This is a genomic window from Phyllobacterium sp. 0TCS1.6A, from assembly GCF_026420825.1.
Classification (GTDB): Bacteria; Pseudomonadota; Alphaproteobacteria; order Rhizobiales; family Rhizobiaceae; genus Phyllobacterium.
This window is the reverse complement of sequence record NZ_JAPMAB010000004.1, coordinates 127,733-150,738: the sequence shown is the minus strand read 5'-3', so window position 1 is coordinate 150,738 and position 23,006 is coordinate 127,733. Positions and strand designations below refer to the sequence as shown.

The following is a 23,006-nucleotide window of genomic DNA, read 5'->3' as shown; positions in this document are numbered from 1 at the left end:
GTCGATGGGAGAGCAAGCCGCGGCGCCGATCTGGATGGTGCTCCTGTCCTTCGCGGCGCTGCTTGTGGCATGGCAGCTCGGCGCCACGCTCTGGCCGACGCGCTCGTTTCCGCCGCCGCTGCTGGTGTGGCAGACGTTCCTCGGCGAGATGGCCAGCGGCGACCTGCCTTACCATCTGGCCATAACGCTTTGGCGGGTGGCGGCTTCGTTCCTCCTCGCCATGATCATCGGCGCTGCCATCGGCATTTTTCTCGGCATGCACCGGCGGGCCGACCAGTTCTTCAATCCCTGGCTCATCCTCTTCCTCAATATTCCCGCGCTGGTGATCATCGTGCTCGCCTATATCTGGTTCGGGCTCAACGAAGCCGCCGCGATCGGCGCGGTGGCGCTGAACAAGATCCCGAATGTCGCGGTGACCATGCGCGAAGGCGCCCGGGCGCTCGATCCGCGCTATGCCGAAATGGCCAGCGTCTATCGCTTCGGCGGCTTCGACCGGTTCCGGCACATTCTCATGCCGCAGCTGCAACCCTACATCGCCGCCGCGTCTCGGTCGGGCATTTCGCTCATCTGGAAGATCGTGCTCGTCGTCGAGCTGATGGGCAGGTCCAACGGTGTCGGCTTCCAGATCAACCTCTTTTTCCAGCTCTTCGATGTTGCGGCAATTCTCGCCTATACATTGGCATTCGTCGCTGTGATGCTTTCAATCGAATTGATGGTGGTGCAACCCCTTGAACGCACATCAACACGCTGGCGCCGCCGCGCGGCTTGAAGTCCATGTCGAAGAAAAATCCTTCTCCTCCGCCACGGGTGAAAGGATCGACGTCCTGCGCGACCTGCATTTCGACGTTCCGGAGAACAGGTTCGCCTGCATCTTTGGCCCGTCGGGCTGCGGCAAGACCACGATACTTCGCATTCTCATGGGGCTGGACGGTGACTATGGCGGTTCGGTGCGGCTGCCGAACTGGCCTGATCCACGCGTCGGCGCCGTGTTCCAGGAGCCGACGCTGCTGCCGTGGCGGTCCGTCGAGCAGAATATAAGGCTGGCGCTGCCCGGGCATCGGAAGGATGCCAATCTCGACCCGTTGCTCGAAATCCTCGGCCTTGACCACCTGCGCTCGTTCTATCCGGGTGAGCTCTCGCTCGGTCTGGCGCGCCGCGTGGCGATTGCAAGGGCGCTCGCCATCGAGCCTGACGTGCTCTTGCTGGATGAGCCCTTCGTCTCGCTGGACCAGGGATTGGCGCAGCAATTGCGGAACCTGCTGCTGTCGGTCTGGTCGGAACGGCCGACGACGGCATTGATGGTTACCCATGATCTCGACGAGGCGATCATGCTGTCGGACCGCATCATCGTGCTGTCGCCCCGCCCGGCGAAGGTCGTCGGCATGTTCGATATCACGGTGCCGCGGCGCGAGCGCGACGAGAAGGCGAGAGACGATCTGCGGCGGTCGTTCCGCAAACAATTCCTCGCACCGGAGCCCGGATCGTGATTCGGGCGAACCGGAGAGACTTCCTCAAGGCCGCCGCGTTCTGCAGCCTGTGCGGGACCGGAGCGGCATATGCGAAGACAGGCGCGACGGGCGCATTGCCGGTCAAGCAGATTGCGGATGGCGTCTTCGCCTTCGCGGGAGTGCCGGCGATGATGAATGGCGGCAATCGCGGCGAGATCTGCAATCTCGGCTTCGTCATCGGCGAGGACGCCGTCGCGGTGATCGACAGCGGTGGCAGCGTCGCCGAGGGCAGGGCGCTCATCGATGCCATCAGAGCCCAGACCGACAGGCCCATACGCTATCTGATAAATACCCACATGCATCCGGATCACATCTTCGGCAATGGCGCTTTCGACGCGGAAACAGTGACGATCGTCGGCCACCGGAATTTGCGCCGGGCCCTCGAAAGCCGCGGCGATTATTATCTGGAGAGCTATCGGAGCAGCATGGGCGCCGAGCTGATGCAGGACATCCGCATCGTGCTGCCGACAAGACTCGTGTCCGCCGTCGAAGAACTGGATATAGGTAAGCGTAAACTTACGCTTCAGCCCTGGAAGCCGGCCCATACGGACAATGACCTGACCGTATTCGACCAGAAGACGAAGGTGCTTTTCACCGGCGACCTGTGCTTTGCCGAGCACTTGCCGACGCTTGACGGTTCCCTGCTTGGATGGGTCGGGCAGCTGGATATGTTGCGGGCCATCGAGGCGAGCATGGCGGTGCCGGGTCATGGGCCCGTTCCGTCGCCCTGGCCGGACGTGCTCGAGCGGCAAAAGCGCTATTTCGACGTGCTGATCGGTGATGTCCGCAAGGCGATCCGCGAAGGAGTGCCGATGATGGAGGCGGTAAAGAAGGCGGGAGAGAGCGAGCGCGGCAATTGGCAGCTCTTCGACGACTATAATCAGCGCAATGCGACGGCGGCCTATGCCGAGCTTGAATGGCAATGATGCCATTGCCGCCGCCCGGATAAGTGCTACAATGACGGGCAGAGCCGGGCACCGCCAGTCCTATTGGTGGAGGCATGAATGTTCGAGAAAATGATCCTGCAGCGCCGCGATATCATCATTGCGGCCTTGGCCGTTGCTGGTGTCCTCGTTTCCCAACCATCAGTCGCCGAAGACACATCCAGTCCGGGTGATGCCACCTGGAATTCGCTGAAAGGCGATGTTTTCGGGCAGCGACCTATCGGAAATGACGGCGGAATTATCAGTATCGAAGCGCCGAAGCGCGCCGAGGACGCCGCGATCGTGCCGGTGGACCTGCGCTTCAACACAGCCAAGGACCAGCGAATCAAGACCGTCACGCTGATCGTCGACGAGAATCCGGCGCCGGTCGCGGCGGTGTTCAAGTTCGGGCCCGATGCCGGCGTGACCCATCTGGCGACGCGGCTGCGCGTCAACGCCTATTCCTATGTCCGCGCCATCGCCGAGACCGAGGATGGCAAGCTTCACATGACCCAGGCTTTCGTGAAGGCGTCCGGAGGCTGTTCGGCGCCGGCCACCAAGAATGCCGACGAGGCCATGGCCAATCTCGGCAAGATGAAATTGCGGGTATTCTCGTCGAAGACGCTGTCGTCCACATCGATGACGCGCGTCACCGACATGCAGCTGATGATAAGGCACCCGAACAATTCCGGGCTGCAGATGGATCAGGTGACACGGTATTATATCCCGGCCCATTTCATCCAGGGGCTCACCGTGTCTCAGGGAGACCGGCTGATCATGTCGATGGAAGGCGGGATTTCTATCTCCGAAGACCCGAATTTTCGCTTCGAGTTCGATGCGAAGCCGGGCGAGGATATCAAGGTCGAGGCGGCGGATACCGAAGGCAAGAAGTTCGAGAACGAATGGCCCGTCGCAACGTCGAGCCTCTGAGCGGAAGGCGCGAATCAATGGCCCGAAAGGCTAGTGTTCCGAATCTGAAGTTCACGACAGCATTGCAGCAGTGTCAGATGAACTTCCGATTCGAAAGGCTCACTAGAAGCAGCGTATGTCCGCTTCGGCCTGGGCGCGCTTCAATTCGGTGATCGAGGCCTTCGCCGGAGCGCTCTCCCGGAAGAGGACGCCATTCTCGCCCGGGACCAGGCCCATGGATTTGTAGGTTTCGGCAGCCAGATAATGATCGTAGGTGATGACGGACGAAATCACGTCGATCGAACAGGAGCACCGCTGAAGCATATCGCGGTTTTCGCCGTTGGCCTTCATGCAGCCATAGACATATTCCGCCAGTGTCGAAGTCGGATAATCAGTGGCCGCACCGGCCGGAGCAACCGTGTGAATTGCTGCTACTGCGAACACAAGCGGCGCGACAAGACGAGAAAGATGGGACATCGGCGTCCTCCGGGCAGGAGACATAAATTTCCCAGATAAATAGCAAACCCAAATAATACATGGCAAGAATTTTCGGCCACTCAAGTATCAATTAATGTTGTCGAGGCAGGCTGCGAAATGTTTACTCGGCCAGCAGCAATATGCTGCAATGCAGCAAATACATTTCGCAATGCGAAAAATATAAAGTAAGAAACACGCTTGCCTAATCTAAATCTTTCTCCTATCGTCATCTTGTTTCCGGCTTCAAGGACGTTACCGTCAAGGGAGTGGTGACAGTCTTCGTAGGCCAAGCGGGGTGGGCAGTAACGGTGCCCTCTGCGCGCCTGGCTTAGGTCGTGACACGCTGCCGGAAATACTTCCCCATTTGCGTGAGCTAATGGAGCGGACCGCTGCTTTAAAACCAGCTCCGTCCGATGGTTCATTGATGTGAACATAGGGAGGATTCAAAATGCGTGTACACAAGAATTTCATGCGAGCGCTGGCAGTCTGTACCATGTCGGTCTCATTGGCGGGAGGTGCACTGGCCAATGACGATCTGCAGGCTCTGATCTCGAATTCGAAGGACTGGGCAATCCAGACCGGCGACTATGCGAATACCCGTTACTCAAAGCTCAATAAGATCAACAAGGATAACGTCAAGAATCTTCAGGTCGCCTGGACGTTCTCTACAGGCGTGCTGCGTGGCCATGAAGGCGGCCCGCTCATCATCGGCGACATCATGTATGTTCATGCGCCCTTTCCGAACACGGTCTATGCGCTTGACCTGAACAATGACGGCAAGATTCTATGGAAGTACGAGCCGAAGCAGGATCCGAACGTCATTCCGATCATGTGCTGCGATACGGTCAATCGCGGCGTCGCCTATGGCGATGGCAAGATCTTCCTCTACCAGGCCGATACGACGCTTGTCGCTCTCGATGCGAAAACAGGCAAGCCCGTATGGTCGGTGAAAAACGGCGAAGCAGCCGACGGCAGCAAGGGTGAATCGGGAACTTCCGCCCCGATGGTCGTCAAGGACAAGGTCATCGTCGGTATCTCCGGCGGCGAATTCGGCGTCCGCGGCGCTTTGACCGCCTACAACATCAAGGACGGCAAGCAGGCCTGGCGCGCATGGTCCATGGGTTCGGACGAGGAGACTCTGATCGATCCTGAAAAGACCACGGAACTCGGCAAGCCGGTCGGCAAGGACTCCAGCACCAAGACCTGGGAAGGCGACCAGTGGAAGATCGGCGGCGGAACAACCTGGGGTTGGTACTCCTACGATGCGAAGCTCAACCTGATCTATTATGGCACGGGTAACCCGTCCACATGGAACCCGAGCCAGCGTCCCGGTGACAACAAATGGTCGATGACCATCATGGCGCGCGATGCCGATACCGGTCAGGCGAAATGGCTCTATCAGATGACGCCCCACGACGAGTGGGATTATGACGGCGTCAACGAGATGATCCTGGCCGATATTCCCATCGACGGGAAAGATCGGGCTGTCCTCGTTCACTTCGACCGGAATGGCTTCGCCTATACGCTCGATCGTGAAACCGGCGAGCTGCTTGTTGCCAAGAAGTATGACCCTGCTGTCAACTGGGCGACCGAGGTCGTCATGGACAAGAGCAGCAAGGATTATGGCCGGCCTACCGTCGTCGACAAGTACTCGACCGCGAAACAGGGCGAAGACGTCAATACGACAGGCATCTGCCCTGCTGCTCTCGGCACCAAGGACCAGCAGCCTGCCACCTTCTCGCCAAAGACCAAGCTCTTCTACGTGCCGACCAACCATGTCTGCATGGATTACGAGCCCTATCGCGTGAGCTATACGGCAGGACAGCCCTATATCGGCGCGACGCTTTCCATGTACCCGGCACCGAACAGCCATGGTGGCATGGGTAATTTCATCGCATGGGATGCAGCGAAAGGCGAAATCGTCTGGTCCAAGCCGGAGCAGTTCTCGGTCTGGTCCGGGGCATTGGCGACGGATGGCGATGTCGTGTTCTACGGCACGCTTGAAGGCTACCTCAAGGCGGTCGATAAGGACGGCAAGGAACTCTACAAGTTCAAGACTCCTTCCGGCATCATCGGCAACGTGACGACCTATGAGCACAAGGGCAAGCAATATGTTGCCGTTCTTTCCGGCGTTGGCGGATGGGCGGGAATTGGTCTTGCCGCCGGCCTGACAAAGGGCACGGACGGTCTCGGTGCCGTCGGTGGCTATGCCGGACTTTCCGACTATACGGCCTTGGGCGGTCAATTGACCGTATTCACGGTTCCCGATTGATCGGGAACTGAAGGCGCGAGAACAAGGCGCCCGGCTTTGATGCCGGGCCCCTTTGTGTCACCGGGAAATGTCGATCAAACCAACCGCTGGACTGGCATCGCTCAACGTTGCTTGACGGTGGAATGCGAGGATACGGAATGCCGATCAGAACAAGACTACTTGCCGTAGCCGCGGCCATTGCCATGCTTGCTACGCAAGGCAGTGTCCTGGCCGATGACAAGGAAGCCGCTGCTGCGGTGTCCGAGGACAATGGCAAGCATGCGGACAAGGAAGGAAACCCGACATTCAAGATTGACGGCGACGGGTCGGTCGACTGGTATACCTATAGCGGTTACCGGCGTTTCAACTCCGAATGCAATGTCTGCCATGGTGCCGATGGGGCGGGATCGTCTTTCGCGCCGGCATTGGCGGAATCCTTGAAGAACATGCCCTATGCGGATTTCATGTCGATCGTCGCGGGGGGACGCAAGAACCTCAGCAGCGGCAATGAAAAGGTGATGCCGGCCTTCGGCGACAACAAGAACGTCTACTGCTACATGGACGATCTTTACGTCTATCTGCGCGCGCGCGCCGTCGGCGATCTGCCGCGGGGCCGCCCGGCAAAGCATGCCGACAAGCCGGAAGCCGCCAAAGAGGCGGAAAAATCATGTATGGGTGGCTAGAATGACGCGTCGGCACAGTCTCGCCAGGACATTGTTCTCCGCTCTTTTCGCGGCCGCGATGGCCGCTGCGGCAACCAATGCGGCGTCGGCCCAGGGAGCGGGCCTCGGATCGGCCGGCGAACTGGTCGATCCCAATGTGCTGCGCGTCTGCGCCGATCCGTCGAACATGCCCTTCTCCGATCAGTCGGGCGGCGGCTTCGAGAACAGACTGGCGGATCTCGTTGCCGCCAAGACGGGAAGAAAGTCGGTCAGCTACACCTGGTATCCGATGGCAACCGGCTTCGTGCGCAATACGCTGCGCTCGAACCGCTGCGATATCATCATGGGCTATGCGCAGGGCGACGAGCTGGTGCAGAACACCAATGCCTATTACCGCTCGACCTATGTGATGATCTTCAAGAAGGGCGCGGGTCTCGACGATGTCGCCACCATTGAAGACAGGAAACTGGCGGACAAGAGGATCGGTGTCGTTGCCGGAACCCCGCCCGCGGCCAATCTCGCCAAGGTGGGCTATATGCGCAATGTCCAGCCATACCCGCTGATGGTCGATACGCGGCTGGCGCCCTCGATGGCCGAGGCCATGATCAAGGATCTTCTGAAGGGCGAGATAGACGTTGCCATCCTCTGGGGGCCGATGGCGGGCTATTACGCACACAAGATGGACCCTGAGCTGGCAGTGGTGTCGCTGGCGAAGGAAAAGAGCGGCCACATGATCTACCGGATCACCATGGGCGTCCGCCCTTCGGACCAGGAGTGGAAACGCACGTTGAACAAGGTCATCAGGGAGAACCAGCAGGAGATCAATCGCATCCTGCTCGACTTCCATGTGCCGCTTATCGATGAAAATGACAAGCCGATCACCCAATAGGCGCGGGAGGGAATGCGCGAGGCATCACGTTGTTGCGGCACTATTCCTGGTCGCATTCAATGGCGCTCCGGCACTGGCGGGCAGCGACAAAGCGGCCGAGCCTGACGGATACAGGATGGAGGCGTACCGGGCACCGGTTCCGGCTACGCTGAAGGGGGCAAAGGTCGTCTCGACCGAAGAGACGATCGATTTGTGGAAGAAGGGCGAAACGTTGTTCGTGGACGTCCTGCCGCATGATCCGAAACCGGCCAAGCTGCCGGCGGGTACGGTGTGGAAGGAGAAGGTGCGCAGCGATATTCCGGGCAGCATCTGGCTCGCCAATGTCGGCTACGGGGTTCTGAACAAGGAGATGGAAACCTATTTCCGCAATGGACTTGAAGCGCATCTCGGACGGAACAAGGATCGAAAAGTTCTGTTCTATTGCATGAAGGACTGCTGGATGTCGTGGAATGCGGCCAAGCGGGCAGTCGAATGGGGTTACACCGCCGTGTTCTGGTATCCGCTGGGTACAGATGGCTGGATTGCAGCCGGGCAGGACACCAGGGTGAACAAACCCTTGTGATTTTGATCTTGCGCCACGAGGCGTATGATGGCGGATCACCTCGGTGATTCATTGGTAGAAGGAGGCTCGCATGAAGAAGACTTGGACAAAGCCGACCATGTGTCAGGTTGCAGCTGGTATGGAACTCACCCGTTACATGCCCGCTGAACTGAAGGCAAAGAAATAGACTCCGGCTCTCGCCCTGCGTGGTGTCCCGCGCAGGGCGTTTCGCCTCGACCTGCGATCTAGTGCATAGCAGACGCTCGCCGTCTGGAGATGAGCTCATGCTGCGTTTGAAAATCATTGGTTCCGCCGCTGGCGGCGGGTTTCCCCAATGGAACTGCAACTACAGGCTCAGCCGCGGCGCTTGGAATGGCGATCCTGCATTTCGCCCCCGCACCCAGTCCAGTCTAGCGGCCAGTGCGAACGGCACCGACTGGGTTGTCTTCAACGCTTCACCCGATATCAGGCAGCAGATTGCCGCAACTCCGGAGATACAGCCGCGCGCCGATGGCCCGCTTCGGTCGACGCCGATACGCGCCGTTGTCCTGACCAATGCGGATGTCGATCACATCGCCGGCCTGTTGAGCCTGCGGGAGCGGGAGCCTTTCGCGCTATATGCGACCCGCCGCGTCCTTGACGTGCTGCGCTCCAATTCCGTCTTCAACGTCCTCGACACATCGGTCGTGCAGCGGCGCGAACTCGAGATCGGCGCCGTCACCGAGCTGCTCGACGCGTCCGGGACGCCGACCGGCCTTGTCGTCGAAACCTTCAACGTTCCGGGCAAGGTGGCGCTGTTCCTTGAGGATGCGGCAAAGGCGGATACGGGTTTCGGCACGGAAGAGGGCGATACGGTCGGGGTGCGGCTCTCGCTCGAGGAGGGCGACAGGGCGGCATTCTATATTCCCGGTTGCGCCCGCGTGGACGACGAGCTCAAGGCGCGATTGCAGCGGGCGGATTGCCTGCTTTTCGACGGAACGCTCTATACGGACGACGAGATGATCGAGGCCGGCATAGGCTCCAAGACAGGAGCGCGCATGGGCCATGTGCACATGAGCGGCCCGGACGGGTCCATCGCCGCGCTGTCGGACCTTGCGATAGCCAACAGGATCTTCGTCCATATCAACAACACCAATCCGGTTCTCGACGACGCTTCGGCCGAGCATGCGCAGGTCGTCGAGGCGGGATGGAAGATTGCATTCGATGGCATGGAGGTTTGGCTTTGAGTGAGTTCGGCGATGCCGCGCGTGGAGGATTGTCACCCTCTCAACTGGAAGAGGTGCTGAGAAGCGTCGGCGCCGCGCGCTATCATAATCGTCATCCGTTCCACCATCAGATGATGAGCGGTGCGCTGACGAAGGGGCAGATGCAGGCCTGGGCGCTGAATCGCTATTCCTATCAGTCGGTCATCCCGCGCAAGGATGCGGCGATCATCATGCGCTCCGAAGATCCGGAGTTCCGGGCGGAGTGGCGCAAGCGCATCGAGGATCATGATGGCAATGATGGCTGGAACGGCGGCATCGCGCGCTGGCTGAAGCTTGCTACCGGGCTTGGGCTCGACATCGATGTCGTGAAAAGCGAGCGGCTCGTTCTTCCGGCCACGCGATTTGCTGTCGGTGCCTATCTAAACTTTTGCGTCAATCGCACCTTCCTCGAGGCTGTCGCCTCCTCGCTTACCGAATTGTTCTCGCCGGTCATCATCGGCGAACGCGTTCCGGCGATGCTGGCGAAATATGACTATGTCACCAGGGATATCCTCGCCTATTTCGACAAGCGGCCGGAGCAGGCGTCGCGGGATTCCGATTTTGCGCTCGCCTATGTGATGAAACACGCGAACAATGCCGAGAAGCAGCAGAGCGTCATCGATGCCCTCGTCTTCAAGTGCGATGTGTTGTGGGCGATGCTGGATGCGCTGCAGCAGGCCTATGGCGAGAATGGCCATGTCCCGCCGGGCGCTTTCGTGCCGGAGGTGAGATGACCGGCACTGCCCGCGCCCGAGCCATTGTCACGTCCCGGTCGAGGCCGAGATTGCGGCCGCATGTACGGCTTCAATATGATAATATACGCGCAGCCTGGGCCTTGCTCTCTCCCGAGAAGGTTTTTTGGCCAAATGAGGTAAGTCTCGATATATTGCGGCTCTGCGACGGGCATCGGGACGTCGGCGAGATGATTGCCGTGCTGGCAGAGCAATATGCAGCGGAAGCAGACGAGATTGCCCCTGACGTGACCGGTTTCCTGCAGGAATGGTCCGACAAGTTTTTGGTGTCGCTATGACAAGTACCGTATTGCCGCCGATCGGAATGCTGGCAGAGCTGACGCATCGCTGCCCGTTGCAGTGCGCCTATTGCTCCAATCCGGTGGAACTTCTGAAAGCCAATATGGAGCTGGATACCGCCGGCTGGACGGCATTGTTTAGCGAGGCGGCCGAGCTTGGCGTCCTGCAGGTGCACCTCTCCGGCGGCGAGCCGACACTGCGCACGGATCTTGCGGAACTCGTGGCCTGTCTTGCCGACCGCGGCGGCTATACCAACCTGATCACGGCAGGTGTCGGCATTGCCGAAGGCCGCATCGAGGAACTGGCGGAGGCCGGTCTCGATCATATCCAGCTCAGTTTCCAGGGCGCCGTCGCGGCAACGACCGAGAAGATCGGCAATTCACGGGGCGCACATGAAAAGAAGCTCGATACGGCGCGCCGCGTTCGTGCCGCCGGCCTGCCGCTGACGATCAATGCGCCGATCCATCGGCACAATATGGAGGAAGTGGGCCAGTTCATCGAGCTGGCGCTTTCCCTCGATGCCGAACGCCTGGAAATCGCCAATGTCCAATATGCGGGCTGGGCGCTGCTGAACCGGCGGGCGCTCATGCCGGACCGGGAGGCGGTCGAACGCCAGGTCGAAATCGTCGAGAATGCGAAGGAGCGGCTGCGGGGCATCATGGCGATCGACTTCGTGACGCCCGACTATTTCGCGGTCTATCCGAAGCCGTGCATGGGCGGCTGGGCAAGGGACGCCTTCATGGTGGCGCCGGACGGGACGGTTCTGCCCTGCCACGCCGCCGCCACGATCAAGACCCTGCGGTTCGAGCGGTTCGGCGATTGGAGCCTGAGCCGGATCTGGCACGATTCGCCGGCGTTCAACGCCTTCAGGGGAACGGACTGGATGTCGGATACGTGCCGCAGCTGCGACCGGCGCGAGATCGACTGGGGCGGGTGCCGCTGCCAGGCGATGGCGATCGCCGGCGATGCCGCCGCAACCGATCCTGCCTGCATAAAGTCGCCGCTCCATGCCCGCATGGCCGCGCTCATCGACGATGCGACGCAAGCCGGATCGCCGGAGGAATTCACCTATCGCCGCATCGGCAAGGTCACGCTGCCCGCCTGATCGGCCTAGTCTTTGTGCAGCGATTGCTCGATGGTCTTCGCCAGGCCGTAGAGCCGCTGCTCGATGATCGTCGGTACCTCGCAGACATAGGTCAGCGACTGAACCCGCTCCTCGAAGATGCGGGTCTCCCAGGTCAGCCGCTCATTGGCGCGGTCCAGATCGTCGGGATCAACGTCCGATTTGGCGCGCATGGCGTCGATCTTCGAGGATTCGGTGCGCAGATCATCGGCGAGCTCGCGCTGCTTGTCGGCATAGCGTGCAATGCCGGAGATGATCTGCCTGCGCTGCCCGTCGAGCGTATCGAAAACACCTCGAAACAGATGCAGAAGTTTCGCATTTGCCTGATCTTTTGGCAGGGATTTGGCAAATTTGACGATTTTTCGTTGCGCCTCTTCCAGCGGATTGCGCCGCGCCGCCAGTTCATCCACCAGTGCCCGGAGCTGCGGATCGTCGTCCCAGTCATCGGCGGATTCCGGAAGTTCCGGTCCGGTCCACACTTGCGCGACCGACAATTCCGGCACCTTGCGTTGCACGCAGGGCCAGGTCGGGTCAGTCTGTATGGCGGAGGATGCGGTGCCGCACAGGGCAAGATAGGCGACAATACTCGCCGCGATGGCGCGAGTTCGGGTCAATTCGGTGCTCCTTCCTGTTTTCGGACCGTCAGGCCGCGCGACGGATCATAGGCGATGATCGCGCCAGCCATGAAAAGCAGGGTGAATCCGCAAACGACGGCCAGCGATACCCATTCGATCTGGCCGTAGAAGGCGAACCGCACGAGTTCGACGGCATAGGTGAACGGATTGAAAAGACAGATCTTGTAGAGAAGAGGGCTCGCCTCCTGCACGCGCCACAGGGGATAGAGAGCGGATGAGGCGAAATACATCGGAAAGATCACGAAGTTCATGACACCGGCGAAATTCTCCAACTGCTTGATCATCGACGAGAGCAGCATGCCGAGGCCGCCGAGCATCATGCCGCCGAGGAACAGCGCAGGCAGGATCAGCAGATAGCCGATGGCCGGCGCCTTGACGCCCCAGAACCAGGCGATCAAGAGAAAGGCGTAGACCTGGACGATCGAAACCACGACACCGGCGAGAAGCTTGGAAACAAGCAGGAACCAGCGCGGAAACGGGCTGACCAGGAGCGTGCGCATATTGCCCATCTCGCGGTCGTAGACCATCGAGAGCGAGGATTGCATGCCGCTGAACAGCAGGATCATCCCGCATAGTCCGGGTGTGATATAGACCTCATAAAGCACATAGGTCTGGTATGGCGGTATGATCGACACGCCAAGGACCTGGCGGAAACCGGCGGCAAAGATGAAGAGCCACAGCAGCGGGCGCACGAGCGAGGAAACGAACCGCTCGCGCTGGTGCAGGTAACGGAGGCCCTCCCGGACGAGAATGCCCTTCAGGCATACGAGATACTGCATCAGGCCGAAGCTGTGACGCTGATAGGTTTCGGCGGATATGGTCGCGTTCGTCATGGCCGGCTGCCTGGGTTCAGAGGAACAACGCCCGTCAGCCGGGAGAACGCTTCATTGATCGTCGTCGCGCCGGCCTCGTTCACGATGTCCTGCACCGTTCCGTCCGCCACGAGCCTGCCCTGGCTGAGGACGAGGACCTGATCGGCCTGGCCAATCTCGTCGATCAGATGGGTGGCCCATAATACGCTGATGCCGGTGTCCTCGACGAGGCGCCTTATATCGGCAAGGATTGCAGCCCGCGATTTGATATCGAGGCCGACCGTCGCCTCGTCCAGCAGCAATAGCGATGGCCGGTGCAACAATGCGCGAATGATCTCGACCCGGCGGATCTGGCCGCCCGACAGGCTGCGCACCTTGTCGTTGATGCGATCGTGCAGGTCGATCGAATGCAGCAGTTCCTCGATGCGCTTCCTGGCATCGGCGGAACGGATGCCGTGCAGCGCGGCGTGATAGGAAAGGTTCTGGTTCACCGACAGATCGAGGTCGAGCGTCCTTGCCTGGAAGACGATGCCAAGGTGGCGCAGGGCTTCTCCAGCCCTGCGGTTGATATCGTTGCCGAAGACCTGGATGCTGCCGCTCGGCGTCGCGAACAAATGGCTGACGAGCGAGAACAATGTCGTCTTCCCGGCTCCATTCAGCCCGAGAAGCGCCGCGAAGCGTCCAGGGCCTATGGAGAAGGAAATGTCCTGGAGCACGCGCCTTGCACCATAGGAATAGTTCACGTCGGCCAGCCGCAGCGCCGCCACCGGGCTGTCGTTCGCGATCTGGCCGACATTGTTCTTGAGCGTGGCTCTCTCGCCCATCTGCCTATGCTTTCCTGATGTCCATTGCCCTTACTTGATGGTGATCGTGCCCTTCATGCCCTTGTCGGCAAGGTCCGGCACCGACCAGGTATATTTTCCGGGACGCACCGCCGTGAACTGCACATTGATGGTGCCGGGCGAATCGAATTCCAGCCATGCCGGCGCGCCGTTCATATGCACCTCGAGGTCGTTGATGACGATCTGGTTCATCCAGACATTGCGGAAAAGATCGGTCATGAACTTGTATTCGAGACCGGCGGCCGACGTGATCTTCCAACGGTAGCCTTGCCCGGCGACGAGCTCGAAATCCTTCTGGTTGACCGTGAACTCGTCGTCCTTCGAGCCCAGTATCAACTCGGGAACGGTCTTGCTCGCCCTGGTGATGGCCGGTGCATCTGCTTTCGCGGCGGCCTTGGTTTCGCCGGCCGCATTGTCATCGTCATCATCATCGGCCTGCGCAAACGCGAACGCCGGCATGAGCGCCAGGCCAAGAAAACCTGCCAGTGCAATCGTCTTGATATTCGACATTTGATTCCTCCCTTTGAACATTGTTATGAGCTAGTTTGGCGCGACCGCCACGCCCCAAGGCAATTGACCGACCGTTACCGACTTGATCGGCTCGTCGGTCTGCGTGTCGATGAAGGTAATATCGTTCGACAGGCCGTTGGTGCTGATGACCGACTTGCCGTCCGGGGTAAAGCCGAGCTGCCAGACGCGCTGGCCGACGAGAATATATTTCTCGACCTCGTAGGTTTCCGTATTCACCACGGCGACGCGGTTTGCCGGCCCCAGCGCGACATAGGCCTTCTTCCCGTCAGAGGTGATCGCGACGCCGACCGGCTGGATCTGTTCGGCGCGCAGGCCCTGTATCTCGAACGTGATCTTCTTGGTAATGGCGCGGGTCTTGTTGTCGATGACCGATACGGTGCCGCCGATCTCCGCGGATACCCATACTTCGGAACCATCCGGCTTGAATTCGGCAAAGCGCGGCCTCGAATCCACGAGCACATTGTCGGTGATCTCATGCGTCGAAGCATCGATGAAATGCGCCATGTTGGTCGTTTCGGAGGTATTGACGATCGTCTTTCCGTCCGGGCTCACGCCCATGCCCTCCGGCTCGACGCCGACCGGAATCTCTGCAAGCACCGATTTCGACTCCAGATCGATCACGGTAACGAGATTGTCGTCCTCATTGGCGATATAGAGCCGCTTTCCGTCCGGCGAGAGCACGAAAAGCTCGGGATCGGGGCCGGATGGAAGCGATCCGACGACCTCGCCGCTTGCCGTATCGATCATCTCGACGGTGTCGTCGTCGCTCGCACAGACATAGACGGTCTTGCCGTCTGGAGAGATGGTGATGCCGCGGGGCCTCTGGCCGACGTCGATCGTCTTCACCACTTCCATCGTCTTGGAATCGACGACCGTAACCGAATTGCCTTTCTCATTCGAGACATAGACCATATTGGCCCATCCGGGCTGCACGAGGAACGGCAGCGCGGCGGTCGCAGCGAGCAGGCACATGTGTTGTCGCATTTTTCCCTCCCATTTATTTTCTGATCAGTTCAGCTGGCACTTGCTCTCCGGCCGGTCCACGCCGAGAGTATCGAGTTCGGACGTCTGGTGCAGGAAGCCTGCCTGCGGCGAGGTCGAGACGACGCTATGGCCGTCGCCGACCAGGATCGGCTGGCGCAATTGCCAGTTCCAGTTGCGGAAGCTCAGTTTCTGGCCCTTGAATGCGGCGATCGAGAACTGGTCGGACTTTATATAGGTCTCCATGTCCTTCGGCTCGGCGCTCTGCGACCTCGTCGCGGCCTCGCCGATGATGCGCACGGCAGTCCATGCCTGCATGTCCTTCGACAGCATCCGTCGCCCGGTCGTCTTGGCAAAGCGGTTCTGTATCTGGACGCCGCCCCATTGCTCGCTCGCAGGATGCCAGCTCGATGCGACAAGGCCCGAGGTTCCGGCGACGGGCCGGGGCGTCCATGTCCTGTAGGGCACATAGCTGCCGAAGACTTCGCTTTCGTCGGCGACGATGACGACTTCGTGCTCGGGGAGGTTCTGCGTGAAAACCGGCATCTGCTGTTGAACGAGAACGACGCCGCTATCGGTCCGCCTCGCCGTGCCGCGATCTTCATACTCTCGCTCTTCCACGATCGTCGCGCCGAAGCGGGCTGCGGCCCGGCGTATCGCCTCGGCATAGAGCTTGTCGCGCTCGTGCGAACCGTACAGGAGCACCCATTTGCGCCATTGCTTCCAAACGAGATATTGCGCGAGACCGTCGGCAAGCATGCTGCGGGTCGGCGCGGTGTGGAAGATATTGCTGCGGCACTCTTCCTCGCGCAGCGCGTCGTCAGTAGCGCCCACATTGAAGAGAAGCACGCCCGATTCCTTGGCAAGGTCAGCCACGGAGAGCAGCTGTTTGGCGGAAATATCGGTCAATATGAGGCGACTGCCCTTTGCGACCATCTCCTTGAACGCAGGCACCACATCTTCGTCGAACTTGGTTTCCCTGGTTTCCAGCAGGAACTGCTGCCCGAGGAACTTACCCGTCGTATTGTTGTCCTTGATGGCGACGTCCGCGCCCGCGACGCCCTCGTCGCGCGGTGGGATATCCAGCACCGAAAGCGCCAGTTGAGGCTCATATGCCCTCAGATAGCCGATACGGATTTCTTTGACCGGCTTTGCTGCGGCATTGTTGTTTGCCTCCTGCGCCAGGGGCTGAGACGCATTGACGAACAACAAAAAAAAGCCGAATAGGAAAGTAAGAGTATTTGGCACCGTACTCGTCATGTTCAGACCATAGTCCCCGCCGCCATCGCAAGAATGGCGGGTGATTAAGAACAGAGGTGCCCATAGTGTTATTAAACAACGTCGCGACAATCTCAACCCTCAATGTCAGCTTTTCGTTAACGCAAAGCGTTGAATTATTGCGCCGTGGAGATGCAAGCTGATGACGAAAATGCTGGCCAGTGTCAGGGACTGCGGGGAGGCCGAGATTGCCTTCCAGAACGGTGCCGATATCATCGATCTGAAGGAGCCGGCCAATGGCGCGCTCGGCGCCGTCGAATTGCCCAAGATATTGGAAGTAAAGGCGTTTCTGTCCGGCCGACGTCCTGTCAGTGCGGCATGTGGCGATCTTCCCATGGATCCCGGGGCCATCGTCCGGAAGGTCGGGGAACTGCTCGCCGCCGGCGTCGATTACGTCAAGATCGGCCTGGTCGCGTCGGCACGGCTCAATGCCTGCCTGCAGCAGCTGAAGCCACTGTCCTCACACGGGAAATTGATTGCTGTTTTGTTTGCCGACGAGTGGCATCAATATGATGCCGACATATTGGAGCGCCTCGCCGGGAGCGGCTTCCACGGGGTGATGGTCGATACCGCCGACAAGTCGAAGGGCCGGTTGCTCAAGCATATTTCGCCGGAGCAGACGGGCCGGTTCGTCAAGAGCGCCCATGAACACCGGCTAATGGTCGGCCTGGCCGGTTCGCTGGAAGCCCCGGACGTATCGCGCCTGCTGCCCTATGAACCCGACTTTCTCGGGTTCAGGGGAGCGCTATGCTCCGATCTGGATCGCAAGGCCGCGATCGACGCGGAAGCGACTGCGAAGATACGCGCCCTCATACCCGATGTACCGGAAGGCACCGGGCCGGCGATCGTGGACTACAAATTGCTCGCCGCCCGCGGGTATTATCCGGACTCCGCCGAAGCTGGCCTTGGCACCGACAAGATATTCGTCCGCGATTTCGTCCTGCCGGTAAACATAGGCGCCTATAGTTTCGAACATGGGAAGCCCCAGAACGTCCGCTTCGACGTCACGGCTGACGTCTTGCGTGTGACGCGCAATCCCGAAGACATGCGCCATGTGGTGTCGTACGATCTGATCATGGATGGCATACGAGCCATCATCGCCGAAGGCCATGTCGAACTGGCCGAAACCCTGGCCGAACAGATCGCGACCTTCATCCTGAAGAACCCGCGCGTGACCCGTGTCGTCGTTCGCGCCGAAAAGCTCGAACTTGGACCGGGCGGCGTGGGCGTGGAGATCGAGCGTACGAACGATATGAAAAGCTCGAGGCTCAACACGCCGCAAGCCTATATGGACCGAAAGTTCTCATGACGCCGCTGGTCGCGAAGCTCGGCGGCAGTACCGTAGGCCATGGCGAAATGCAGCTGTGGCTGAACGCTTTCGTCACCGCGACCTTTCCGATCATCGTCGTCCCGGGCGGTGGCCCCTTTGCCGACCAGGTGCGGTCGTCGCAGACGAAACTCGGTTATTCGGATGCGGCCGCACATGAGATGGCTATCCTTGCAATGGACCAGCTCGGCATCGCCATGGCGGAGCGTCATGAGCGGATGCAGCCAGTGCGGACATTGGACGATATGCGCCAGACGCTTCGGCGCGGTCTCGTTCCGGTATGGCTGCCCTCGCTGATGGCAATCGGGCGAGGCGATATCCCCGTCGGCTGGGACGTGACTTCCGATAGCCTCAGCGCCTGGCTCGCCCGGGAGATCGGAGCGACCGGATTGCTGCTGGTGAAGCAGACGGACGAATACGACACATTCGACCGCGTCGATGCCCTCGCCGCGGCGGGTATCGTCGACAACATGTTGCCGCGGATGCTCGATCCGTCGATCACGCTCCATATTGCCGGACCCGCTCTGGCGCGATCGTTGACATTGCCCTTGGCAACGGCTCCGGGCCGCGTGATGATACATGACAGGCAGGCCGAAACAGCGGAAGCTCCATGACACGTTTGCATACTCCCAGATGGGCCTGGGCGCTCACCGGTTCCGGTCACTTCTTCATCGAAAGTTTCGAGCTGATCCGCGAGCTTGAACATTGCGACGTGTTCGTATCGAAAGCCGCCGACGAGGTGTTGCGCATGTACAAGCTGAAGCTCGACTTTCCCGAGACGACGCGGGTATTGCATGACAAGACCGCAAGCTCCGTCCCGGTCGGCGGGTTCTACAATGGCATCTACCACACGGCCGTCATCGCGCCGGCGACCTCGAACACCGTGGCCAAGTGCGTGGCCGGCATATCCGACACGCTGCCGACCAATGTCTATGCCCAGGCGGGAAAATGCCTGGTGCCGTCGATCGTCTACGCATGCGACACGGCGCCGGAACTTATGACGAGGGCGCCGGGCGGAATGGTGAAAGTCTATCCGCGGCCGATAGACCTGGAGAATACGGAACGGCTGAAGACGTACGAGCGCACGGAGGTGGTTGAATCGATCGCAGAACTGAGGGCCGCCATTGCGCGGCGGTCCAGCGAGATTGCCGGGGATGGCTGAACATTACCTGTTCCTGACCGGACATCTGGCCCGCTCGCGGCTGGAGCGCCTGCTCGGTGAGATGGCCGATCCGCCGTTCAGCTATGAGATCATCGATATCGGTGTGAAAGTCGCGGCGCTGATGAGCGAAGAGATCATTCTGCGCCGGCTGCAAGGCCCGGCGGCCGACCGCATTATCCTGCCGGGCCGGTTTCGCGGCGATCTCGACCGATTGAGCCAGCATTTCGGCATTCCGTTCGATCGCGGGCCCGACGAAATTGCCGATCTGCCGGCGTTCCTGGGAAGAGCGGGAAAGCCGGTGGACCTTACGAGGCACAATATGCGGATATTCGCGGAGATCGTCGATGCGTCGGCCATGTCCGTCGAGGCCTTGACGGAGCGGGCGCTGCATTACGCCCGCGCCGGGGCTGACGTCATCGACATAGGCTGTCTTCCGGATACCCCGTTCCCGCATCTCGCGGAGGCGGTCCAAACCCTGAAAGGCAACGGGCTGAGCGTCAGCGTCGATTCCGCCAATGTCGAGGAATTGCGGGTCGGAGCTCGCGCCGGCGCCGACTATCTGCTCAGCCTCACCGAAGAGACGATCGATATTGCGCTGGATCACGGCGCTGTCCCGATCCTGATCCCGGCGCTCGCCGGCGACCTGGATTCGCTCGGCCGCGCCATCGATGCCGCGCTGAAGTCAGGGATCAGCTTCATCGCCGATCCGGTGCTGGACCCCATCCATTTCGGCTTCGCCGCGTCATTGGGCCGGTTTCTGGAGGCGCGCCGCCGCTGGCCTGACGTGCCGATGATGATGGGAACCGGAAATCTCACCGAGCTCACCGATGCGGATTCGTCGGGCATGACCGCGATGCTGACGGGCATCTGTTCCGAACTGTCGATCGAGAATGTCCTCGTCGTCAATGTCAGCCCGCATACGATCCGCACGGTGGAAGAACATGACCGGGCCCGGCGCATCATGTATGCTGCCAAAGCCGACAATGCGCTGCCGCGTGGCTATGACAGCGCCCTTTTGCAGGTTCACGACCGCAAGCCATATCCGCATAGCCTGGATGACATCGATGCGCTGGCGGCGGATGTGCGCGACGGCAATTACCGCATCGTGACGGCGCCGGACGGGATTCATGTCTTCAACGCCAAGACGCACAGGGTGGCTCGGGACGCATTTGAACTCTTTCCGCATCTCGGCGTTGAGAATGATGGCGGCCACGCATTCTATCTTGGCTCGGAACTCACCAAAGCCGAAACAGCCTGGAAGCTGGGCAAGCGCTATACGCAAGACGAGCCTCTGCAGTGGGGAGCCGCCGCCCCGGAAAAGGAAGCGGACCGGCTGAGGCTGAAAGAGGCAGGACATACATTGAAAGCCAGGAAAGACACCACGAATTGAGCTATATCAGCGAGACCATCGTGACGACTGTCAACCGAGCGGGCGACGTGCATATTGCGCCGCTCGGGATAATCCAGGAGGGCGACGGCTGGGTCATCGCGCCTTTTCGCCCTTCGCGGACGCTCGACAATCTCGCCGAGACCGGCGTCGCTGTGGTGAACTATACCGATGACGTATTGGTCTTTGCCGGCTGCCTGACGGGCCGGAAGGATTGGCCGACGGTTCCTGTCGATGATTGCCCCGTTCCGCGTCTGCACTCCGCGTTGAGCCACGCCGTGCTGCAGGTTGTCTCCGTCGCTGATGACGGCATGCGTCCGCGGCACTTCTGCAAGGTGGTGCGCGAGGAAAGCCATGCTCCCTTTCGTGGGCTCAACCGCGCCAAGGCGGCGGTGCTGGAGCTTGCCATTCTGGTGAGCCGTCTCCACATGCTGCCGCCGGAGAAGATCGAATCCGAGATCGCTTATCTCACGATAGCAATAGAGAAGACCGCGGGTCCGGACGAGTTGAAGGCATGGACATGGCTGATGCAGCGCGTGAAGGATTATCGGGATCAGCGCGATTCAAAGAGCCAGGCGGTGAATCATGATGCCGATGGCGGCAGTTGATCCGTAAGCTGTGAGACGGCCAGCAATGCTGCTGCGGCTGCCGGCGCGGCCTTGCTGGCATCGTCGCGGGCTTCGGTCGTCGTCGGTATCAAGCTGCCGAAATCGACATAGGGCCGGTCCATGCGCTTCGCGAGCGCCCGGATCTGCGGCCTTCCGATGCCGGCGCCGACGATTGGCGCAGCGGCATTGTCGGAAATGGTCCTTGCCACGCGAAACGCGCCATCATGGATCAGCCGCAACTGGTACTCGCTGAACCAGCGCGCGATATCGACCCATTCCTTCTCTTCCAGGGCATCGCTGTCGAGGCCGACCATCCGCGCAATACGCTGGATGGAACCTGCCATCGTCTTGGGCCGCCTGTCGGCTGACGGATAGAGATCGTCCGCTTCGTCCAACGTGCCAAGCACGCGGCCGAGATCGGCGGTATTGGCGAAGTACTCGTTCATCAGCGGCGTCATATGGCCTCGCACCGGAACAAGCTTGGCGATGCCGATCAGCGCCGAGCGCGCAAAACCCGTATAGACGAGCTCGCCCGACAGGAGCCGCTCCGCATCGGAATAGCCGTCGTTCAGCAATTTACCCTCGCTGAAGGCGAGAATGTCGGTCGTCGTGGAGCCCATGTCGACGAACAGGCCCGTCCCCGCCAGCCTGGCGGCAAGCGACGCCGTCGCATGCCAATTTGCCGATGCGATGTCCCCTCCAAGGGAGCGGGCTGTTTCAAGGTCGCATATTCCGGCCCGGCCGGCATAGATCAATGTGTCTGAGCCAAATCCCTCGGCGATGAAATCCAGCAAATGCGCGATGCCTTCGTCGCGTGATACAAAAGTATCGGACAGTTCTCCCGTCATCGTGAAGATATGCGGGCCCTCATGGGCCAGCGATGCGAGGTCGCGCACCGCCTCCCGCACCTGGTCCAGGCCGAGCCACAGCGGTGTCTTGATGATCCGCGCGGAAGTGATCTGCCCGGCCTCGCACCGCGCCATCTTGAGATGGGCGCCGCCCAGGTCCCAACCGGTGATGGAGGGCTTCCCTTCAGTGGAAAATCGGCGTTTCATGGGCACATCGTTCCTTGGATTCGGCATTCGTGCATATCATTCCGGTACTGGACATTAAAGACGGGCTTGTCGTGGCGGCGCTGAGGGGCGATCGCGACAATTATCGGCCGATCGCCACGCCTCTGAGCCGTAGCGCCGATCCCATGGACGTGGCGCGGGGGCTGCGGCAGCTTTATCCCTTTCCCGCCTTCTACGTGGCCGATCTCGATGCGATCCAGCATGGTCGGCAAAACCGGACGATCGATCTGCTCGAGCCCCTTCTGGAGATGGCGGATGTGTTCATCGATGCCGGCTTCGCACGATCGTCCGAATTCGAAGCGGCGCTGGCGGCGGACCGTCTCTGGCCCGTACTTGGCTCCGAATCGCAGGAAAATGCCTCTGTGCTGGAGCGATTGCACCGGGAGCCGCGTCTCGTATTGTCGCTGGATTTTCGCGGCGACGAATTTCTTGGCCCGCCCGCGATTCTGGACGATGCGGAGCGGTGGCCGGCACGGGTGATCGTCATGACCCTTGGCCGCATCGGAGCCGGCGGCGGTCCCGATTTCGATCGCCTGGATACGGTGAAGCAACGCGCCGGAAGCCGAAAAATCATTGCGGCGGGCGGCATTCGCGGCCCGGCCGATCTGGAGCGGCTGGAGGCGATGGGCATCGATGCCGCACTGGTTTCGACGTCCCTTCACAATGGTTCGCTGTCCGCCGAAATCATCCGCTCGTTCATGTCAGGTAATGTAAGTATGGGCTAACCAAGGATGGCGATGAAGCCTTCCTTGGTTTGTTTCATATGCCCAGACGTTTTGCCAACCGGCGCAACAGTCCATCCGATGTCACAG

Annotated in this window: 27 protein-coding genes; 19 read left to right on the top strand and 8 right to left on the bottom strand. The window is 60.3% G+C overall.

What is annotated here, in order from left to right; genetic code table 11:
• Window positions 1-4 precede the first annotated feature (4 nt).
• The 4 genes from OSJ75_RS11640 (at window position 5) to OSJ75_RS11625 (ending at window position 3,361) form a co-directional block, all read left to right on the top strand.
• Complete coding sequence (locus tag OSJ75_RS11640) at window positions 5-769, top strand: ABC transporter permease (protein WP_267228163.1); 765 nt, start codon at window positions 5-7, stop codon at window positions 767-769.
• Window positions 729-1,487: an ABC transporter ATP-binding protein gene (locus OSJ75_RS11635; protein WP_267228162.1), complete on the top strand. Its 759-nt coding sequence runs from the start codon at window positions 729-731 to the stop codon at window positions 1,485-1,487. Before OSJ75_RS11640 ends, OSJ75_RS11635 begins: the two co-directional genes overlap by 41 nt.
• Window positions 1,484-2,434: a quinoprotein relay system zinc metallohydrolase 2 gene (locus tag OSJ75_RS11630; RefSeq protein ID WP_267228160.1), complete on the top strand. Its 951-nt coding sequence runs from the start codon at window positions 1,484-1,486 to the stop codon at window positions 2,432-2,434. Before OSJ75_RS11635 ends, OSJ75_RS11630 begins: the two co-directional genes overlap by 4 nt.
• 78 nt (window positions 2,435-2,512) lie before the next feature.
• Entirely contained in the window at window positions 2,513-3,361 is an 849-nt protein-coding gene (locus tag OSJ75_RS11625) for a quinoprotein dehydrogenase-associated SoxYZ-like carrier (RefSeq protein WP_267228159.1), read from the top strand.
• A gap of 102 nt (window positions 3,362-3,463) precedes the next feature.
• On the opposite strand, the gene OSJ75_RS11620 is transcribed toward OSJ75_RS11625, so the two are convergent.
• Entirely contained in the window at window positions 3,464-3,817 is a 354-nt protein-coding gene (locus OSJ75_RS11620) for a hypothetical protein (RefSeq protein ID WP_267228158.1), read from the bottom strand.
• 469 nt (window positions 3,818-4,286) lie between these two features.
• Between OSJ75_RS11620 and xoxF5 the strand changes: the two genes are divergently transcribed.
• The 9 genes from xoxF5 (at window position 4,287) to pqqE (ending at window position 11,540) form a co-directional block, all read left to right on the top strand.
• On the top strand, window positions 4,287-6,089 hold the full coding sequence (xoxF5, locus tag OSJ75_RS11615) for a lanthanide-dependent methanol dehydrogenase XoxF5 (RefSeq protein WP_267228272.1): 1,803 nt from the start codon (window positions 4,287-4,289) through the stop codon (window positions 6,087-6,089).
• A 182-nt stretch (window positions 6,090-6,271) separates the two neighbouring features.
• Window positions 6,272-6,751 (top strand): c-type cytochrome, methanol metabolism-related, encoded by a 480-nt coding sequence (locus tag OSJ75_RS11610; protein WP_250018984.1) that lies wholly within the window; start codon window positions 6,272-6,274, stop codon window positions 6,749-6,751.
• A 1-nt stretch (window position 6,752) separates the two neighbouring features.
• The gene (locus OSJ75_RS11605; protein ID WP_267228157.1) at window positions 6,753-7,619 is read left to right on the top strand and encodes a substrate-binding domain-containing protein; all 867 of its coding nucleotides are present in this window, start codon (window positions 6,753-6,755) and stop codon (window positions 7,617-7,619) included.
• Window positions 7,597-8,181: a PQQ-dependent catabolism-associated CXXCW motif protein gene (locus tag OSJ75_RS11600; protein WP_267228156.1), complete on the top strand. Its 585-nt coding sequence runs from the start codon at window positions 7,597-7,599 to the stop codon at window positions 8,179-8,181. Before OSJ75_RS11605 ends, OSJ75_RS11600 begins: the two co-directional genes overlap by 23 nt.
• Window positions 8,182-8,251: 70 nt before the next feature.
• The gene (locus OSJ75_RS11595; RefSeq protein ID WP_250018912.1) at window positions 8,252-8,347 is read left to right on the top strand and encodes a pyrroloquinoline quinone precursor peptide PqqA; all 96 of its coding nucleotides are present in this window, start codon (window positions 8,252-8,254) and stop codon (window positions 8,345-8,347) included.
• A 97-nt stretch (window positions 8,348-8,444) separates the two neighbouring features.
• Window positions 8,445-9,386: a pyrroloquinoline quinone biosynthesis protein PqqB gene (gene pqqB / locus OSJ75_RS11590; protein ID WP_323748383.1), complete on the top strand. Its 942-nt coding sequence runs from the start codon at window positions 8,445-8,447 to the stop codon at window positions 9,384-9,386.
• A complete protein-coding gene (gene pqqC, locus OSJ75_RS11585; protein ID WP_250018911.1) occupies window positions 9,383-10,138 on the top strand; it encodes a pyrroloquinoline-quinone synthase PqqC in 756 nt (251 codons plus the stop codon). Before pqqB ends, pqqC begins: the two co-directional genes overlap by 4 nt.
• Window positions 10,135-10,434 (top strand): pyrroloquinoline quinone biosynthesis peptide chaperone PqqD, encoded by a 300-nt coding sequence (pqqD, locus tag OSJ75_RS11580; RefSeq protein WP_250018910.1) that lies wholly within the window; start codon window positions 10,135-10,137, stop codon window positions 10,432-10,434. Before pqqC ends, pqqD begins: the two co-directional genes overlap by 4 nt.
• A complete protein-coding gene (pqqE, locus tag OSJ75_RS11575) occupies window positions 10,431-11,540 on the top strand; it encodes a pyrroloquinoline quinone biosynthesis protein PqqE (protein ID WP_267228155.1) in 1,110 nt (369 codons plus the stop codon). The genes pqqD and pqqE overlap by 4 nt, the downstream gene beginning before the upstream one ends.
• A gap of 5 nt (window positions 11,541-11,545) precedes the next feature.
• Here pqqE and OSJ75_RS11570 read toward each other — a convergent pair whose 3' ends face one another.
• From OSJ75_RS11570 to OSJ75_RS11545, 6 genes are read right to left on the bottom strand one after another with little or no spacing between them, the layout of a single operon-like run.
• Window positions 11,546-12,172: a hypothetical protein gene (locus OSJ75_RS11570; protein WP_267228154.1), complete on the bottom strand. Its 627-nt coding sequence runs from the start codon at window positions 12,170-12,172 to the stop codon at window positions 11,546-11,548.
• The gene (locus OSJ75_RS11565; RefSeq protein WP_267228153.1) at window positions 12,169-13,026 is read right to left on the bottom strand and encodes an ABC transporter permease; all 858 of its coding nucleotides are present in this window, start codon (window positions 13,024-13,026) and stop codon (window positions 12,169-12,171) included. Before OSJ75_RS11565 ends, OSJ75_RS11570 begins: the two co-directional genes overlap by 4 nt.
• The gene (locus OSJ75_RS11560) at window positions 13,023-13,829 is read right to left on the bottom strand and encodes an ATP-binding cassette domain-containing protein (protein WP_267228152.1); all 807 of its coding nucleotides are present in this window, start codon (window positions 13,827-13,829) and stop codon (window positions 13,023-13,025) included. The genes OSJ75_RS11565 and OSJ75_RS11560 overlap by 4 nt, the downstream gene beginning before the upstream one ends.
• A gap of 30 nt (window positions 13,830-13,859) precedes the next feature.
• Complete coding sequence (locus OSJ75_RS11555) at window positions 13,860-14,357, bottom strand: hypothetical protein (RefSeq protein WP_250018905.1); 498 nt, start codon at window positions 14,355-14,357, stop codon at window positions 13,860-13,862.
• A gap of 30 nt (window positions 14,358-14,387) precedes the next feature.
• The gene (locus OSJ75_RS11550; RefSeq protein ID WP_267228151.1) at window positions 14,388-15,362 is read right to left on the bottom strand and encodes a YVTN family beta-propeller repeat protein; all 975 of its coding nucleotides are present in this window, start codon (window positions 15,360-15,362) and stop codon (window positions 14,388-14,390) included.
• Window positions 15,363-15,386: 24 nt separating this feature from the next.
• Complete coding sequence (locus OSJ75_RS11545; protein WP_252597203.1) at window positions 15,387-16,568, bottom strand: ABC transporter substrate-binding protein; 1,182 nt, start codon at window positions 16,566-16,568, stop codon at window positions 15,387-15,389.
• A 211-nt stretch (window positions 16,569-16,779) separates the two neighbouring features.
• Between OSJ75_RS11545 and OSJ75_RS11540 the strand changes: the two genes are divergently transcribed.
• Genes OSJ75_RS11540 through OSJ75_RS11520 form a run of 5 tightly spaced genes read left to right on the top strand, consistent with a single transcriptional unit; the run spans window position 16,780 to window position 21,121 of the window.
• Window positions 16,780-17,946 carry a (5-formylfuran-3-yl)methyl phosphate synthase gene (locus OSJ75_RS11540; protein ID WP_267228150.1) on the top strand — a complete coding sequence of 389 codons (1,167 nt, stop codon included), beginning with the start codon at window positions 16,780-16,782 and terminating at the stop codon, window positions 17,944-17,946.
• On the top strand, window positions 17,943-18,578 hold the full coding sequence (locus OSJ75_RS11535; RefSeq protein ID WP_267228148.1) for a dihydroneopterin aldolase: 636 nt from the start codon (window positions 17,943-17,945) through the stop codon (window positions 18,576-18,578). The genes OSJ75_RS11540 and OSJ75_RS11535 overlap by 4 nt, the downstream gene beginning before the upstream one ends.
• Window positions 18,575-19,126, top strand: a complete 552-nt coding sequence (locus OSJ75_RS11530; protein ID WP_250018900.1) for a flavoprotein — start codon at window positions 18,575-18,577, stop codon at window positions 19,124-19,126. The genes OSJ75_RS11535 and OSJ75_RS11530 overlap by 4 nt, the downstream gene beginning before the upstream one ends.
• On the top strand, window positions 19,119-20,516 hold the full coding sequence (locus OSJ75_RS11525; protein ID WP_267228147.1) for a DUF6513 domain-containing protein: 1,398 nt from the start codon (window positions 19,119-19,121) through the stop codon (window positions 20,514-20,516). Before OSJ75_RS11530 ends, OSJ75_RS11525 begins: the two co-directional genes overlap by 8 nt.
• Window positions 20,513-21,121, top strand: coding sequence for a DUF447 domain-containing protein (locus OSJ75_RS11520; RefSeq protein ID WP_267228146.1), 609 nt, complete (start codon window positions 20,513-20,515; stop codon window positions 21,119-21,121). The genes OSJ75_RS11525 and OSJ75_RS11520 overlap by 4 nt, the downstream gene beginning before the upstream one ends.
• Here the strand turns inward: OSJ75_RS11520 and OSJ75_RS11515 are convergent.
• Window positions 21,097-22,176 carry a hydantoinase/oxoprolinase family protein gene (locus tag OSJ75_RS11515; RefSeq protein WP_267228144.1) on the bottom strand — a complete coding sequence of 360 codons (1,080 nt, stop codon included), beginning with the start codon at window positions 22,174-22,176 and terminating at the stop codon, window positions 21,097-21,099. The two genes, OSJ75_RS11520 and OSJ75_RS11515, sit on opposite strands and share 25 nt — an antisense overlap.
• A 29-nt stretch (window positions 22,177-22,205) precedes the next feature.
• Here OSJ75_RS11515 and OSJ75_RS11510 point away from each other — a divergent pair, with 29 nt between their 5' ends.
• Entirely contained in the window at window positions 22,206-22,919 is a 714-nt protein-coding gene (locus OSJ75_RS11510) for a HisA/HisF-related TIM barrel protein (RefSeq protein ID WP_267228143.1), read from the top strand.
• Window positions 22,920-23,006 lie beyond the last annotated feature (87 nt).